Origin of the sequence: Mycolicibacterium iranicum, from assembly GCF_002101705.1 — a bacterium.
Lineage (GTDB): Bacteria > Actinomycetota > Actinomycetes > Mycobacteriales > Mycobacteriaceae > Mycobacterium > Mycobacterium iranicum.
In genome coordinates this window covers 96,801-111,792 of sequence record NZ_LQPC01000027.1, presented here as the reverse complement: position 1 = coordinate 111,792, position 14,992 = coordinate 96,801, and the positions used below count along the sequence as shown (strand labels likewise).

Annotated in this window: 13 protein-coding genes; 5 read left to right on the top strand and 8 right to left on the bottom strand. The window is 65.5% G+C overall.

Going from position 1 to position 14,992, the window contains the following annotated elements:
* The first annotated feature begins 161 nt into the window (after positions 1-161).
* On the top strand, positions 162-2,828 hold the full coding sequence (locus AWC12_RS09995) for a M4 family metallopeptidase (RefSeq protein ID WP_234813931.1): 2,667 nt from the start codon (positions 162-164) through the stop codon (positions 2,826-2,828).
* Here AWC12_RS09995 and AWC12_RS09990 read toward each other — a convergent pair.
* Positions 2,811-3,800: an alpha/beta fold hydrolase gene (locus AWC12_RS09990; RefSeq protein WP_085174010.1), complete on the bottom strand. Its 990-nt coding sequence runs from the start codon at positions 3,798-3,800 to the stop codon at positions 2,811-2,813. The two genes, AWC12_RS09995 and AWC12_RS09990, sit on opposite strands and share 18 nt — an antisense overlap.
* A 60-nt stretch (positions 3,801-3,860) precedes the next feature.
* Here AWC12_RS09990 and AWC12_RS09985 point away from each other — a divergent pair, with 60 nt between their 5' ends.
* On the top strand, positions 3,861-4,562 hold the full coding sequence (locus AWC12_RS09985) for an AzlC family ABC transporter permease (RefSeq protein WP_085174008.1): 702 nt from the start codon (positions 3,861-3,863) through the stop codon (positions 4,560-4,562).
* A 2-nt stretch (positions 4,563-4,564) separates the two neighbouring features.
* Positions 4,565-4,891, top strand: coding sequence for a branched-chain amino acid transport AzlD family protein (locus tag AWC12_RS09980; RefSeq protein ID WP_085174006.1), 327 nt, complete (start codon positions 4,565-4,567; stop codon positions 4,889-4,891).
* On the opposite strand, the gene AWC12_RS09975 is transcribed toward AWC12_RS09980, so the two are convergent.
* On the bottom strand, positions 4,888-5,511 hold the full coding sequence (locus AWC12_RS09975; RefSeq protein ID WP_085174004.1) for a TetR/AcrR family transcriptional regulator: 624 nt from the start codon (positions 5,509-5,511) through the stop codon (positions 4,888-4,890). The two genes, AWC12_RS09980 and AWC12_RS09975, sit on opposite strands and share 4 nt — an antisense overlap.
* Before the next feature lie 70 nt (positions 5,512-5,581).
* Here AWC12_RS09975 and AWC12_RS09970 point away from each other — a divergent pair, with 70 nt between their 5' ends.
* Together AWC12_RS09970 and AWC12_RS09965 are read left to right on the top strand one after the other, a co-directional pair.
* Complete coding sequence (locus AWC12_RS09970; RefSeq protein WP_085174002.1) at positions 5,582-6,610, top strand: aromatic ring-hydroxylating dioxygenase subunit alpha; 1,029 nt, start codon at positions 5,582-5,584, stop codon at positions 6,608-6,610.
* A gap of 19 nt (positions 6,611-6,629) precedes the next feature.
* Entirely contained in the window at positions 6,630-7,703 is a 1,074-nt protein-coding gene (locus AWC12_RS09965) for an NAD(P)H-dependent amine dehydrogenase family protein (protein ID WP_085174000.1), read from the top strand.
* Here the strand turns inward: AWC12_RS09965 and AWC12_RS09960 are convergent.
* The 6 genes from AWC12_RS09960 to AWC12_RS09935 form a co-directional block, all read right to left on the bottom strand.
* Complete coding sequence (locus AWC12_RS09960) at positions 7,693-8,979, bottom strand: hypothetical protein (protein WP_133057324.1); 1,287 nt, start codon at positions 8,977-8,979, stop codon at positions 7,693-7,695. The genes AWC12_RS09965 and AWC12_RS09960 overlap by 11 nt on opposite strands.
* 216 nt (positions 8,980-9,195) lie before the next feature.
* Entirely contained in the window at positions 9,196-9,936 is a 741-nt protein-coding gene (locus AWC12_RS09955) for an SDR family NAD(P)-dependent oxidoreductase (protein WP_085174173.1), read from the bottom strand.
* A gap of 28 nt (positions 9,937-9,964) precedes the next feature.
* A complete protein-coding gene (locus AWC12_RS09950) occupies positions 9,965-11,563 on the bottom strand; it encodes an ABC transporter ATP-binding protein (protein WP_085173997.1) in 1,599 nt (532 codons plus the stop codon).
* Positions 11,560-12,477: an ABC transporter permease gene (locus AWC12_RS09945; protein WP_085173995.1), complete on the bottom strand. Its 918-nt coding sequence runs from the start codon at positions 12,475-12,477 to the stop codon at positions 11,560-11,562. Before AWC12_RS09945 ends, AWC12_RS09950 begins: the two co-directional genes overlap by 4 nt.
* Positions 12,474-13,421 (bottom strand): ABC transporter permease, encoded by a 948-nt coding sequence (locus AWC12_RS09940; protein ID WP_085173993.1) that lies wholly within the window; start codon positions 13,419-13,421, stop codon positions 12,474-12,476. Before AWC12_RS09940 ends, AWC12_RS09945 begins: the two co-directional genes overlap by 4 nt.
* 2 nt (positions 13,422-13,423) lie before the next feature.
* Positions 13,424-14,962, bottom strand: a complete 1,539-nt coding sequence (locus tag AWC12_RS09935) for an ABC transporter substrate-binding protein (protein ID WP_085173991.1) — start codon at positions 14,960-14,962, stop codon at positions 13,424-13,426.
* Positions 14,963-14,992: the final 30 nt, after the last annotated feature.

Genomic DNA, 14,992 nt, shown 5'->3' with positions numbered 1-14,992 from the left:
TCCGCGCATTGCTGAACGAGTCGTTGAACTTGCGTTTGCAAACTGAATGAGGCGGCTTTCCGCAGGCCGAAACTCGAGTTTCGATGTTCGTCGCCGGAATGTCTCGATAGTTTGCTGGGCGATGGTACGTTCCTCGCTACGTGCAATGTTTAGGGGTCACTGTGGATGGGTGCCTGACGTCGCGGACGCCGAGTGGTCCGAGGCTGGGTTTGTACTCGGGGATCGTCCTTGCCGGTATTGGCGTGGGTATGGTCGTCGGCCAGGGTGTCGCCGTCGCGAGCCCCGCTGACACCGAAGGCACCTCGCAATCGGATGACGCGTCCAGCGACGCGTCGACGTCCGCGGGCCCCCGCGGCGAGCCCGCGGACGCCGCCGGGGACGAATCAGACGAATCAACGGACGCGGCAGTCGACGACAGCGATGTCGAAGCCGACGACACCGGCATCGAAGCCGAGGTCGAAGCTGAAGCCGAGACGGCCGAGGCCGACGAGCGCACGCAGTCGCACAAGCGGTCGCGAGCAACGCGTGCCGACGCGGCTGCCGGCGCCGACGAACCCTCCTCCGACATCACCGCACACGCCGGCGAAGAGGCAGACACGGTCGACGCGACGGAGGCCGCGACCGAGTTCGCGGCGGTCGCGTCCGCCCCCGAGCCCGCACCGGCCGTCGAACCTGAGCCCACGCTGCGCAGCCTGGTCAGCGCGCGCCCCGTCACCACCGAGAGCATCGTGACCGACGTGCTGACGTGGGTGGGGCTGCGTTCGGCCACCGACGACGCGCCCGCGCCGGTTACGCCGGTGTCGGGGCTGGTCGAGTCCCTGTGGCTGGCTGTCCGCCAGTCTCAGTACACCTGGAACAATCAGCGTCCGATCGCCGGCGTCACCATGTCCGGCCCCGGTCCCGGCGGCGTGGTCGCGGGAAACCTCAACGCCGTCGACTACGACGATGCAGCACTCACCTACGTCCTTGCCTCCGGGCCCTCCCACGGGCGGGTCGTGATCGACGCGCTGGGACGCTTCACCTACACGCCTGGCGCCGCGGCCGCGGGCCGCGCCGACCGGTTCACCATCCGGGTCGACGACACCTCCGGCAATCCCTTCCACGTGCACGGGCTGCTGGGACTCCTCGGCCTCGCCAGGCCCACCGAGGTCACCGTATCTATCGCGGCGACATCGCCTGCAGGCCTTGGCATTCCGTCCACGTTCGACATCGACGGGCTGAGCTCGCGCGACGGTGTAGAGGTCACCACCAGCAGCGCGGGCGCCGTGAGAGTGATCGAAGGCAGATTCACCGACCAGGTGGTCGTGAATGCCGCGGACGCCGCCGCCGTCCTGAACGCACTCGCGCCGGTGCTCGGCGCCCCTTCGGGCTTCGCCGACCTCGCCGAGGTCTCCGCATCGAAGGTCGGCGACGGCGACACACTCGAGCGCTTCTACCGGTTCACCGAAACCATCGGAGGTATAACGGTTCTCGGTAGCGAAGTCATTCTGGTGACCGATGCCGGCGGCGACGTCACGAGCGTGTTCAACTACTACCGCGCTCTGGGCGACAACTTCAGCATCACCCCCGACGCCAAGGTCGACGAGGACGCCGAGATCCGTCTCATCGCCTCCACCGCCTACCTGGGTTCGAACGCCGACCCGGCATCGATCGGATCATTCCTTGCCGCAAGCACCTTCACCAACGATCTGGTCGTCTACACCGTGACCGACGACCACGCGCCTGCGCTGGCGTGGCGCGTGGTGGTGCACGTGCCGGACACCGGTGAGCTCGCCCCCTCGGGTGCGACGGTGATGATCCACGCCGACGGCGAGAACGCCGGCACCGTGATCATCACCGTTTCCAACGCGCAGGCCGCCGCTGCGGTCACCACGGCGAAGGACTGGCTCGGAGACACCCGAACCATCACGGTCGACACCCGAAAGATTCTGTGGTTCAGATCTTCTGAGATGTCGGACCCGACACGCAACATCACGACCTATAAGACGTCGTACGGGTTTTTCGGCCTCGGCTCGCCGGTCCTGCCCGGCAAGGTGGTCAAGCGAGGCCTGTTCGGCTGGGACACCTCGGCAGTGTCAGCGCATGCGAATGCCGCCGTGGTCTACGACTACTTCAAGACTGTGCTCGGACGCCAGTCTTACGACGGTGACGGTGCGAAGATCGTCATCAGCATTCGCTACCGGCCGACGTCGTCGCCGCTGGGCTATACGAATGCGTTCTGGGATCCGACCATCCAGCAATTCGCATTCGGTGACAAAGGCGTGCTGCAGGCCGACGTCGACATCGTCGCCCACGAATTCACCCACGCCGTCATCAGCAGCATCCTCGGTGACACGGCGCTGGACTCCGGCCAGCCCGGGGCGCTCAACGAGGCCTATGCGGACATCTTCGGGGTCCTGGTCGAAGGAGCAACCGGGGCCGATCGGTGGCTGATCGCAGAGGACTCCGGCATCGGCATCGTGCGCAACCTCGCCGATCCGACCTCGGTCACCACCTCCTACGGGCCCTATCGGGACCGCCTCAGCACGCAGTACACCGGCAGTGGTGACGATCGCGGCGAACACGTCAACAGCACGATCTTCAGCCATGCCGCGTACCTGATGATGACCGACCCGGCCACCGTCGGCGTCTCCGACGTGACCTGGGCCAAGGTGTTCTACCATTCGATCCCGCGGCTGAGCGCGACAGCGCAGTTCACCGACGCAAGGGCGGCGGTGCTGAGCTCGGCATCAGAGCAGGGGCTCACCCTCGCCCAGCGCTCCGCGATCGCGGCAGCCTTCGACACCGTCGAAATCTACGGCGCGCCAGTGCTATCCATCGCCGTCTGACCGGTCCACCAAGACTGCGCCGTCGGGGCGGCCGCCGAGTGTTTGCAGGTCTATGGCCGACCCCTGCGCGGTCAGTCGGATGATCTGCGCCAGTTCGGTGGGGGCATCGCACTGGACATAGTGATCGGCGCAGGGCACCACCCAGTAGCGGTTGCGGCCGGGCTTGGGCCTGAGATAGGCCCGCCAGACGTGGTTGGCCACGCGCAGGGGAGCGACGCTGTCGTGCAGCCCCCAGATCAGCGTGGTGTCAACCTTGAGCGTGGAGAGCCGCTCGAGCCAACCGGTCTCGTCGGCAGCGCGCTCATGCAGATACTTGACGGTGTCGGGCAACACGCGGATCCCGTCGTTATGGGCGAAACAGCGAGCCAACGCGGCGATCTCGGGATCGTCTCCGCCGCGACGCGGCATGAACGTCGTCGCTCCAAGGCCCGCAGCCAACATCTCCGGTGTCGTGGCCGCGGCGGTCGCGCGGCCGATGGCGTCGTCGAGCAGCGCCACCTGGAATGCCGTCAGATTCGCCAGCGGCAGATAGATGTTGGCGTTCGTGAGGAAAACATCCACCGGCAGCGCGCTGATCTCGTCGAGCATTGCCAGCGCGATCATGCCGATGCTGCTGCCGCGGTCATGGGTGATCATTCGGAAGTCGGTGAGTTCCCACACGCGCGTGATCGCGTGAATCAGCAGCCGAGCGTCGTCGTAGAGCGAATAGGTATGGGGCTGCGGCGGTTTGTCGGACAGTCCGTACCCGGGGAAGTCGAGTACGTAGATGTCGAACTCGGTCGCCAGTTCGCGGGCGAGTCCGTGGTAGTCGACGCCCGACGTCGGGAAACCGTGCACACAGACCAGTGCCGGTGCGCCCGGTGTGCCCGCGCGGCGCCAGAACACCTCCACTTCGGTTCCGGCGTTGGACGCTGTGGTGGAAACCCAGGTGAAGGTCGAGCCTTCGCGGTGCCAGTCATCAAAGATGTCCACTCGTGAAAAGCTAGTTCCCCGATATTCCTTCAGGAGGTGTTTTCGGTGTCGCCGAGTCCGGTGTCTCCAGGTCCAGCGCCCGACCACTCGTTGCGCACGGTGCTCAGCCTGTCGGCGCCCATCGGACTGGCGTTCATACCGCTGGGTATGGCATTGGGATTTCTGGTGGTCCATGCCGGGCTCGCGTGGTGGTGGGCGCCGACATTCGCCGCCGTCATCTATGCGGGGTCGTTGGAGTTCTTGATGGTGCACTTGGCCGCGACGGCCGCTCCGATCGTGACCGTCGCGCTGACGACCTTCGTGGTGAACTCACGCCACGTCTTCTATGCGTTGTCGTTCCCGTTGGACCGTGTCCGCGGGATGCTGGGCAAGGCATACAGCACCTACACGCTGTCCGACGAGGCGTACGCCGTGGGGGTCAGTCCCGAGGCGCAGACGTGGACGACCCGGCCGATCCTGTTGATGCAACTGCTCTTTCATCTCCTGTGGGTGGCCGGTGCCACGCTGGGCGGGCTCGTCGGAGAAGCGCTGCCGATCGACCGCCTCGTCGGCCTGGATTTTGCGCTGACCGCGCTGTTCATCGTCCTGGGTATCGATGCGTTTCGTCAGCGCCCAGACTGGGTGACCGCGGTGATCGCCTCGGCGTGCGCGGTAGGGGCTTGGCTGGTGGTGCCTGGCCAGTTGCTGGTCTCTGCGTTTGCGGCGTTCACCGGCGTGCTCGTGGCACGGATGTTGTTGCAGCGCAGAGCAGGGCGGGCGTGAGCGTGCCCGACAACGGATACATCGCCCTGCTGGTGGCGGTCAGTGCCGGCATCACCTGGGCCCTGCGTGCGCTGCCGTTCGCCGTGCTGGTGCCGCTGCGAGACAGCGTGGTCGTCAAGTACCTGAGCATCCACATGCCACTCGGGGTGATGGCCATCCTCGCGATCTACACGCTGACCACCGTCGCGGGCGACACGACCCGTCAGCTGCTGTGGTTGATCCTTGCCGTGGCGGTCACGGCAGGGCTGCACGTGTGGCGTGGCCTGGCGCTACTGAGCATCCTTGTCGGCACGGCGACCTACGTGACGCTGATGTCGGTCTGGGGCTAATCCTTGGACTGCAGGTAGGCAACGAGCGCGTTCGTCAGCCCGCGGCGTGCGACGTCGAGGTCGGCGTACGAGCCGAGCTGGCGTTCCGACACCAGCCCCCTCATCGCGCCCGGGATCAGGGTGGCGACTTCGCGGAGTCGCTCGGGATCGACGCCCAGGCCGGCGAAGGCGCTGCGGCAGGTTGCCAGCCACGACTGGCCCCACGAATGAAGCTCGGCCGCGGTCTGCGGATAGAGCCGCTCAAGCTCAGCATGGTCGCGGGGCAGTGCCGCCCGGAGGTTTTCGATGGCCCGCGAATCAGGCGCTGCCAGTCCGTCATACAGCGTGTCGATGATGCTTGCGACGCGGTCGCGCAGCGGCGCGTCCGCCTCGACCGCGGCGAACACATCCGCCCGCCGCTCGGCGGTGCGATGTAGAACAGCGGCCCAAAAGCCGTCGGCGTCCCCGAACTGGTACTGCACGGCACCCCAGGTGGCGCCGATGTCCTTGGCGATCCGGTTCGCCGACACCGACCCCGGGTCACCGGAAGCCAGCGACCTCAGCGCCGCCTCCAGCATGTTCTCCCGCGTGGCTTGGCCGCGCCGATTGGGTCGCCGGGTGGGCGCATCGACGTCGGTCATGACAGAGACACTACCGGCTTTTCGTAGAGCCCACTATGTTTCTTTCATTGAGTGCTCTACGATTCGGTCCATGGCCAAACCGCCCCTGTCGATGAAACCGACCGGCTGGTTTCAGGTCGCGTGGTCCGACGAGATCGGGATCGGCGACGTACACACGATGAAGTACTTCGGCCAGGAGATGATCGCGTGGCGCGCGGAGTCCGGCGCACTCACCGTGATGAACGCCTACTGCGAACATCTCGGAGCACATCTGGGATTCGGCGGCACCGTGCACGGCGAGGTGCTTCAGTGCCCCTTCCATGGATGGCAATGGAATCAGCAAGGCCGCAATGTGTGCATCCCCTATGAGGACCGGCCCAACCGGGGGCGCCGCATCAAGACCTACCCCGTCGTCGAGCGCAATGAGTCGGTCTACATCTGGCACGACATCGAAAACCGCGACCCCTTCTTCGAAGCGCCCGATATCTTCGGCAGCTTCGGTGACGGCTCGACGATCGCGGACTACTACCCGCAGCAACGGCTCTTCGAGCAGGGGCACGAGATGCACCCGCAGTACGTACTCGAAAACGGGGTCGATTTCGCACATTTCAAGTACGTGCACGGCACACCGATCAACCCGATCTTCACCCGTCACGATTTCGACGAGCCCGTCTCCTACGTCGATTTCACGATCACCTTCGAAGGTGACGACGCGCAGAAGATCGAGGACGTCGGCAGCGGGGTCGAGGCGATCAACGGCGGACTCGGCATCGCGGTGACCAAGAGCTGGGGGATGATCGACAATCGCACCATCTCGGCGATCACCCCTGTCGACGATTCCACCTCCGACGTGCGGTTCATGGTCTACATCGGCAGGCCGAAGGGTGAGGTGCGCAACCCCGAGCGGGCTCGGGCCAAGGCCGAGGAGTTCGGCCTCGAGGTCATCCGTCAGTTTCGTCAGGACATTCACATCTGGGCGCACCAGCGTTATTCGGATCCGCCCGCTCTGTCGAGTTCGGAAATGAAGGGCTTCACCGCCATCCGCGAGTGGGCCAAAAAGTTCTATCCAGACGGCAAGGGTGGCAGCGCCGCCGAGCTGGCTGCCCAATCGGCTTACTGATCTTCCAGAAAGGTTCTCGATGACGATCAAGGTTTTCCAGGTGGCGACCGGCAATGTCGGTTCCGAGATGATCAAGCGGATGGCCGACCAACCGGATCTCGAACTCATTGGCGTGCACTGCTATTCACCGGACAAGATTGGCAAGGACGCCGGTGAACTCGCCGGGATCGCGCCCAACGGGGTGACGGCGACGGGCACGATAGACGAGATCATCGCCGCCAAACCGGACGTGGTGACCTTCCATGGTGTGTTCCCCGACGAAGACCTCTACGTCAAAGTGCTCGAGGCCGGGATCAACATCGTCACGACTGCAGACTGGATCACCGGCTGGCACCGCGACCGCAATCATCCGCATCATTCCGGAAAGCCCGTCACCCAGCTGCTCCAAGAGGCCTGCGAGAAGGGCGGTTCTACGTTCTACGGCACCGGTATGAACCCCGGCCTCAACCAGATCCTCGGCGTGGTGTGCTCGGCCGACGTCGCCGAGATCGAGAACATCACGACCATCGAATCCGTCGACGTGTCCTGCCATCACTCCAAGGACACCTGGATCGAGGTGGGATACGGCGCGCCCGTTGACGACCCGGAGATCCCGGGCAAGCTGGAGAAGTACACCCGGGTGTTCGCCGACAGCGTCTACATGATGGCCGACTGCTTCGATCTGACGCTCGACGAGGTGACGTTCAGCTACGAGCTCGGTGCGTGCACCAAGGACGTCGACCTCGGCTGGTACAAGCTGCCGAAGGGTTCACTGGGCGGCAACTACATCAAATACCAGGGCATGGTGGACGGGGTCCCGCGCGTCGAAACGCACCTGGAGTGGCAGATGACCCCACACACAGATCCGAGCTGGGATATCAAGGGCTGCTACATCACTCAGATCAAGGGTGATCCGAACGTCTACAACAAGCACATGATCTTCCCGAAGCCCGGCGTCGACCTCTCCGATCCGGCGAGCTTCGCTTCGATCGGGATGACGGTCACCGGCATGCCGGCGCTGGCGTCGATCAAGTCCGTGGTGGCGGCGCGACCCGGGATCATCACCAGCGCCGACCTGCCGCTGCGAGGCTTCGCCGGACGCTTCAAGCTGTAGCGCCCGCCTGGTCCGTATCGCGGTCGGCCTCCGACTCGGCCTCGTTGTCGCGGGACTCCTCGGAATCGGCCGTCTCCTCGGACTCCTCGGAATCGGCGGTCTCCTCGGACTCCTCGGGCTGGTCGTCAGCGCGTTTGTCGGCCTTGGTTGTCCTGCGGGTAGGCGCGTCCTCTTCGAAGGTGTCCTCGCCGGTTGTCTGCGAGGCGGTCGAAGGCCTTGCGGTCGTGGAGCCCTTCGTCGATTCGGCATCGGCGGACTCTTCGGTGTCCCCGCTGTCGGACGTCTGCTCGGTGGCGGACGCGTCCGGGACGTAGGGGACCGGGACGACGAGGTCGCGACCGGGCTGCGGCGGCAGCGGGCGGCGCCAGCCCTGCGGTGCATCCCCGGGGGCCCGGTTGGGGAGGGCCTCGATCGGCGGGAGGCCCGGCACGTGGAGGTAAAGCTCGTCGGCAGCCACCCACAGGCCGGACACGACGATGTCGGAGCCGATCTCGCCGAGATTCTTGAAGAAGCCTTCGCCGCGCAGCATGTCCGCGCCGTTGAACACGACGCTGGCAACCAGACTTTCGACGAAGTTGACAGCGACGTAGAGCTGCTTGCCGAGGTATCCGAGCTGGTTGGCCACGGGTGTGAAGGCCGTGCGGAACTCTTGGCGGGCCTCGATGAACGACTGGTCGATCTCATCGGCGGATACCGACGGTTCCTCGACGGCCGCTGCAGCGATGTCCTCGGAAGGCTCCGGAACGAGGGGCCGAATCGGGTCGGGTGGCTGGGGCCGGGTCCAGCCACCCGGGGCGTCCTTGGGTGGGCGGTTGAGGAGGATCTCGATCGGCGGCAGGTCCTCGATGTGCAGGTACAGTTCGTCGGCGACGATCCAGGCGGCGGCGAGCGCGACGTCGACGGTGAAGTCGCTCAGATTCTCGAACAGGCCCTCACCGCGCAGGATGTCGGTGCCGTTGAAGACCGCACTCGCCAAGACGGTTTCGCCGAAGTTGAAGCCGATGTACATCTGCTTGCCGAGGTATCCGAGGCGATTGGCGAACGCGTTGAAATCGGCACGTACACCGGTGCGGAACTGCAGGAACGAGTCGTCGATCTCATCGGGTGACAGCGTCGGTTGCGCCAGTGGTGACGATGCCGCAGTCAAATTAACCACAGTGGTATTCTCGAGCGACTCGAACGAGGTTGCGGGACTGTCGACCGGGGCGGTGACGAAGGCGGTCCCGGCAACCGCCGCCACGGCGATCGCCGCTCCGGAGCGAGCAAAGAGATTCATGACTTTCCCCCTAGCCTGTGTGTCTCCTGTGGGAGAAGCTAGCACTGCGGATCGTCTGCATGCGGGATTTGAATTATTTGCTGCGGACAATTATGCAGACATCGCCAAATATTTGCTGATGACGCTAGCGAATCTGCAGGGTCAGCCGTTCGCGGCGGCGCACGAGTCGACGAGTCGCCCGGTTTCTCCTGGCCGGCCCGCCTGCACAGCAGTGAGTCAGCCGGCGCCCTTGCCGTTGTCGACCCGATAGATGGCGCCGTGCACCGCGGCGGCGTCGTCGCTCGCCAGGAACGCGATGGTCTTGGCAACGTCCTCGGTCTCCATGAACCCGCGTGGCGAGGCGATCCGCAGGATCAGGTCCCAGTCGGCGTTGTCGGGCGCCTCGAACTCGGTGCTCTGCGCGGTCGGCATCCCGCCGGGGCAGATCGCGTTGACCCGCAACCTCTCCTTGGTGAACTCGATGGCGAGCGCCCGCGTGAGCCCGACCAGTCCGTGCTTGGCGGCGCAGTAGCCGGCCGAATACACCTCGCCCTCGACTCCGGCGATCGACGCGACGTTGACGATGTTGCCGCCCGTCTCCAGCAGGTGAGGCAGGGCCGCACGACACAGATAGAACGGCCCGTTCAAGTTGACGGACAGATCCGTGGCCCAATCGTCGTCGGTCATCGACACGGTGTGCCGCATCTTGTGGAAGCCGGCGATGTTGGCCAGCACGTCGAGCCTTCCGAACTTCGCGACGCAGTCGGCGACCGCCTGAGCGCACGCATCCGAGGACGTCACGTCCACGGACTGGAAGCTGGCGTTCGGGATATCGGCGAACACCTCGGCCATCCGGGACGCGTCGCGCGCAATGCCGAAGACGGTGGCACCCCGCTGCGCGAACAATTTCGCCGTGGCGGCGCCCAGCCCTGCCGACGCCCCCGTGACCAGTGCGACCTTGCCGCTCAGTTGACTCATGCCCATGACTTTCTCACGGGCCTTTCGCTCAGATGGCGGCGCGTGGTTTCACCGGCGGTACAGCCGCCAAGAGTTGGCGGGTGTATTCCTGGTGAGGCGAGTCGAACAACTCGTCTGCGGGCCTGTTCTCGACCACGCCACCGTCGCGCATCACGAGCACCTGATGGCTCAGCTGGCGGATCACCGCGAGATCGTGGCCGATGAGCAGGTATGTCAGACCGAGTTCGGATTGCAGCCGCAGCAATAGGTCCAGAACCCGCGCCTGGACGGAGACGTCCAGCGATGCCGTGGCCTCGTCCAGGATCAACAGATCCGGCTCTGCGGCCAGCGCGCGGGCGATACTGACCCGCTGGCGCTGCCCACCCGACAGTTCGTGTGGATAGCGCCGGGCGAATGCGGTCGGCAGCCCGACAAGTTCGAGAAGTTCGTCTACACGCCGCCTGCGGGCATCCTTGCTATCGACGAGCTTGTGGACGACCAACGGCTCTGCGATCGAATTATCAACGCGGGCCCGAGGATTCAAGGAAGAAAACGGATCCTGGAACACCAGTCCGATACGGCGGCGCATCTGCTTGGCAGCAGTTCCCTTGACGTGCAGGACGTCTTCTCCGGCCAGCGTCGCCTCACCTGCGTCCGGGTTGACCAGCCCGGTCAGGGCCGCGGCGACGGTGGACTTGCCCGAACCTGACTCACCGACCAGCCCCAGCGTTGTGCCACGCCGAATTTGGAACGACACGTCCTTGACCGCGTGCACGGTAGAGCGGCCGGCCGGAGAGGACACGGTGAATTGGACATCGAGTCCGCGCACCTCCACCAGGTTCTCGGCATCGGTGACGGCGGGTGGTCCGGAACGGTCGAGGACCGGCCGTGCCGCCAGCAGGTCGCGGGTGTAATCCTCGCGAGGACGGTCGAAGACGTCCAGGATCGGCGCTTGCTCTACCGTCGCGCCGTCCCGCATCACGGTCACGTCGTCGGCTACCTGGCCGATGACGCCGAGGTCGTGGCTGATCCACACCACGGCGGTCCCGAAATCACGCTGCAGCGTTCGCACCAACTCGATGATCTGCGCCTGCGTCGTCACATCCAGCGCGGTGGTGGGTTCGTCGGCGATCAGCAACTCGGGGTCGCACGCCAGCGCGATCGCGATCATCACCCTCTGGCGCTGCCCACCCGAAAGTTGGTGCGGGTAGGCGTGCAGACGCATCTCGGGATCGGGCAAGCCGACCGCCGCGAGCAGCTCCACCGCACGCGCAGTTGCGGCTCTTCTGGTCAGATCCCTATGTGTCTCAAGTGATTCTGTGATCTGGCGTTCCAGGGTCAGTAGTGGGTTGAGTGATGTGCCGGGATCCTGGAAGACGAACCCGATGCGGGCGCCGTGCACACTGCGCAGCACCCGCGGTGTCGCGCCCACCAACTGCACTTCGCCTCCGAGCGTGCTGGATCCCGAGACCCGGGCACCGGGAGCGTCGAGCAGACCCGTGGCAGCGAGCACGGTCATCGTCTTGCCGGAACCGGATTCGCCGACGATGCCGACCGTCTTCTCGCGGTCGACGTCGAACGAGACGCCGTCGACGATGGTGCGTGCGCCGATGCGTACCCCGAGATCCTGGACGCTCAGTACCGTCAACGCTCCCGCCTCCGTGCCTGTCTTGTCGGCTCCCGCCTCCGTGCCTCGATCGTGGTGCGCTGCTTGGGATCCAGCACGTCACGAAGGCCGTCACCGAATAGGTTGAACGCGAGCACGATCACGAAGATCGCGGCCCCGGGAAACACCGCCATCCACCAGGCCATCGTGACGAAGCCCTGGGAGTCGAAAATCATCCGCCCCAGCGATGGCTGCGGCGGCTGAATCCCCAAGCCCAGGAACGACAGAGCGGCCTCGGAGAGTATCGCGAACGCCAACGACAGCGACGTCTGGACGATCAGGGGGCCGGCGATGTTCGGCAGAATGTGGCGCCGCAGAATGTAGAGTTCACCTGCTCCCATCGCGCGCGACACCGACACATACGGTTCGGTGCGCACCCCCAGCGTGCTCGCGCGTGCGACCCGCGCGAAGATCGGTGTGTAGACGATGCCGATCGCCAGGATCGTCGTCGTCACCCCGGGACCCAGGATGGCGACGACAGCCAGTGCGAGCAGCAGCACCGGGAACGCGAACATCACATCCACGATGCGCATCAGCACGGCGTCGAGCCAGCCGCCGCGATACCCGGCGATGAGGCCGACCGTCACCCCGACGACCACGGCGAACGCCACGCTGACGACCGCGATCCGCATCGATGCCTGCGTCGCGACCAAGACCCGGGACAGCACATCCCTGCCGAGTTCGTCGGTACCGAGCCAGTGCGAGCCGCTGGGCGGCGCAAGCGCATTCGGTACGTCGACGTCGTTGACGCCATACGGGACGATCCAGTTCGCGGCTACCGTAACGACAGCGACGACGACGAGAACCAGTGAGCTGACCAGCGTCACCGGGTTGCGGGCGAGCAACCGCCACGAAGCCAGCCGGCCGGTGTCGATGTCGGTGTGCTGGACTGTCATCCCAGTCGAATCCTCGGGTCAACGACGGCGTAGAGCACGTCGACGAGCAGATTGATCAACAGGAACAGTGCGGCGATCAGCAGGACCGCCCCCTGGATCAGCGGGTAGTCGCGGGCGGCGACCGCGTTGAACACCAAGCGGCCCAGGCCCGGCCAGGCGAACACCACCTCGACGACGATGACGCCGCCCAACAGCGTCGCCAGCTGGATGCCTGTGATGGTCAGGATCGGGACGAGCGCATTACGTACGGTGTGTCGGAACGTCACGACGCGCGGCGACAAACCTTTCGAGCGGGCGGTGCGCACATAGCCCGACGCGGCCACCTCCAGCACGGCGGATCGCACGTACCGGGTCAGGATCGCCGCTGCGACCAAGCCGATCGTCACGCCGGGCAGGATGATGTGGCGCAGCCAGCCGGCCGGGTCGTCGAACAGCGGCCGGTATCCCGAGGTGGGAAGCCAGCCGAGCACCGTCGAGAACAGCGCGATCAGCAGGATGCCCATCCAGAAATCCGGGATCGAGACGCCGAACTGGCTTGTGACACGGACGATGACGTCGCTGAGCTTGCCCTCGCGCAGTGCGGAGTAGATGCCCGCGGGCAGGGCGAGCGCCAGAGCGATGACGATGCCGGCGAAACCCAATGACAGCGTGGCGGGCAGCCGCTCCAACAACGTGATGGTGACGGGGTCGCCGTTGCGGAAGCTGACACCCAGATCCCCGGTCAGCGCCGAGCCGATGTAGCCGAAGAACTGCGAGATCAGCGGGCGGTCGAGACCGCTGGCCGAGCGAAGCGCCTCGTAGGCCTCCGGGGTGTAGCGGGTGCCCAGGGCGATCCGCACCGGGTCGCCCGGTACCAGGTGCACGAGTGCGAACACCACGACCAAGACCCCGAACAGCACCACCGCCGAGTACACAAGTCGGCGCGCGACGAACCGAAGCACCACGGCTACGTCCCCCCGTCTGCGTTCAGTGTCGCGCTGCGGAAGCGCACCGCGCCGTCGCGTCGCGCCTCGTAGCCGGACAGCGCAGGATTCCAGGCCTGGATCACCGAGGGGTTGTACAGGTAGATGTAGCTGACCTCGTCGGCGATCAGGGTTGCGGCCTTGGCATAGACGGCTTTCCGGCTCGTCTCGTCGGTGTCGACGCGCCCGGCGTCGAGCAGGCGGTCCACCTCGGGGTTGGAGAATTTCTGAGCATTGCTCGTGCCGTCGGTGTGGTGCTGGGCGTAGTAGAAGTCGTCAGGATCGATATTGCCGAGCCACCCCATCATGAGCATGTCGAAGTTGCCCGAGTTCTGCTCGTCGAGCCACGTGGCGAAGTCGACGGTACGAATGTTGACCGTGATGCCGAGGGGTGCAAGGTTGTCCGCGATGATCTGGGCCGCAGTCACTGTCTCCGGATATTCGGTGGTGACCAGCATGTCGAGGCTCGGGGGCGCAGCGCCGGCCTCCTGCAGCAGGTCCCGCGCCTTGTCGACTCCGCCCGAGCTGTACCTGTCGTACGGCGTGAACCACGGGTTGCCTTCCGGGATGGCAAGCTGGTTCTTCGCGGCGGTGCCGTAGCTGGTCGCCTGCACGATCGCGTCGCGGTCGATCGCGTATGCGATCGCCTGACGGACGCGGACGTCGTTCCAGGGTTCGCGCGCCTCGTTGAGCGCCAGATACCAGTAGTCGTTGCTCGGGGTGACCGCCAGCTCGAGCGATTCGTCGTCGCGCAGCTGGGTGACCCGTTGTGGCGGAACGGAGTCGGTCCAGTCGATCTCGCCGGCCTGTAGCGCCGACAGCGCCGTCGACGGCTCCGAGATGAATCGGAAGGTCACCCCCGACACTCCCGGCGGGCCGTCCCAGTACGAGGGGTTGGCGCCGAGCGAGATCGAGTCACCGCTCTTCTGTCCCAGGAAGCGGAACGGCCCCGTGCCGATGGGGTTGGTAGCGATCTGACCACTCTCGACGTTGGCGCGCGACACGATTGCCATGCCCTTGAAACCGCCGAGGTTGGTCAACATGTTCGGCGTCGGTCGGTTGACCCGTAGCACCACCGTCGCCGGGTCTGGAGCCTCGACCGCGGTCACCGAGCTGAACTTGTCGGAATTGGTGAGTTGCTCGTCGATGATCCTCCGGTAGGAGAAGACGACATCGTCGGCGGTCAGTGGTGTGCCGTCGTGGAACGTGACCCCGGGGCGCAGACGGAAGGTCCACGTCAGCTGGTCGGGGCTGACCTCCCACGAGTTGGCGAGCGCGGGCTGCATCTGAAGGTTCGCATCCGGCTCGACGAGCGTGTCGAAGACGTTCTCCAGCACCTCGAACGAGAAGTACGCGGACGTCTTGTGCGGGTCGAGTTGGTCGGGCTCGCCGGCGATCGCAGCGACGAGGCTGCCGCCGGCGCCCTCACCAAGGTCGACGCGCTCGCCGGTCGAGCAGCCGCTCACGAAGGTCACCAAGGCACACATGACGAGAACAGCGGCGCGAACCGCCATTCTCGCCATATGCGACCACCCCGGGACTCGACCTTGCTG

Excerpts from the sequence above, each read along its gene's own strand:
- AWC12_RS09960 (WP_133057324.1), bottom strand. The coding sequence starts at position 8,979 with ATGAATCTCTTTGCTCGCTCCGGAGCGGCGATCGCCGTGGCGGCGGTT.
- AWC12_RS09935 (WP_085173991.1), bottom strand. The coding sequence starts at position 14,962 with ATGGCGAGAATGGCGGTTCGCGCCGCTGTTCTCGTCATGTGTGCCTTG.
- AWC12_RS09970 (WP_085174002.1), top strand. The coding sequence starts at position 5,582 with ATGGCCAAACCGCCCCTGTCGATGAAACCGACCGGCTGGTTTCAGGTC.
- AWC12_RS09945 (WP_085173995.1), bottom strand. The coding sequence starts at position 12,477 with ATGACAGTCCAGCACACCGACATCGACACCGGCCGGCTGGCTTCGTGG.
- AWC12_RS09975 (WP_085174004.1), bottom strand. The coding sequence starts at position 5,511 with ATGACCGACGTCGATGCGCCCACCCGGCGACCCAATCGGCGCGGCCAA.
- AWC12_RS09965 (WP_085174000.1), top strand. The coding sequence starts at position 6,630 with ATGACGATCAAGGTTTTCCAGGTGGCGACCGGCAATGTCGGTTCCGAG.
- AWC12_RS09955 (WP_085174173.1), bottom strand. The coding sequence starts at position 9,936 with ATGAGTCAACTGAGCGGCAAGGTCGCACTGGTCACGGGGGCGTCGGCA.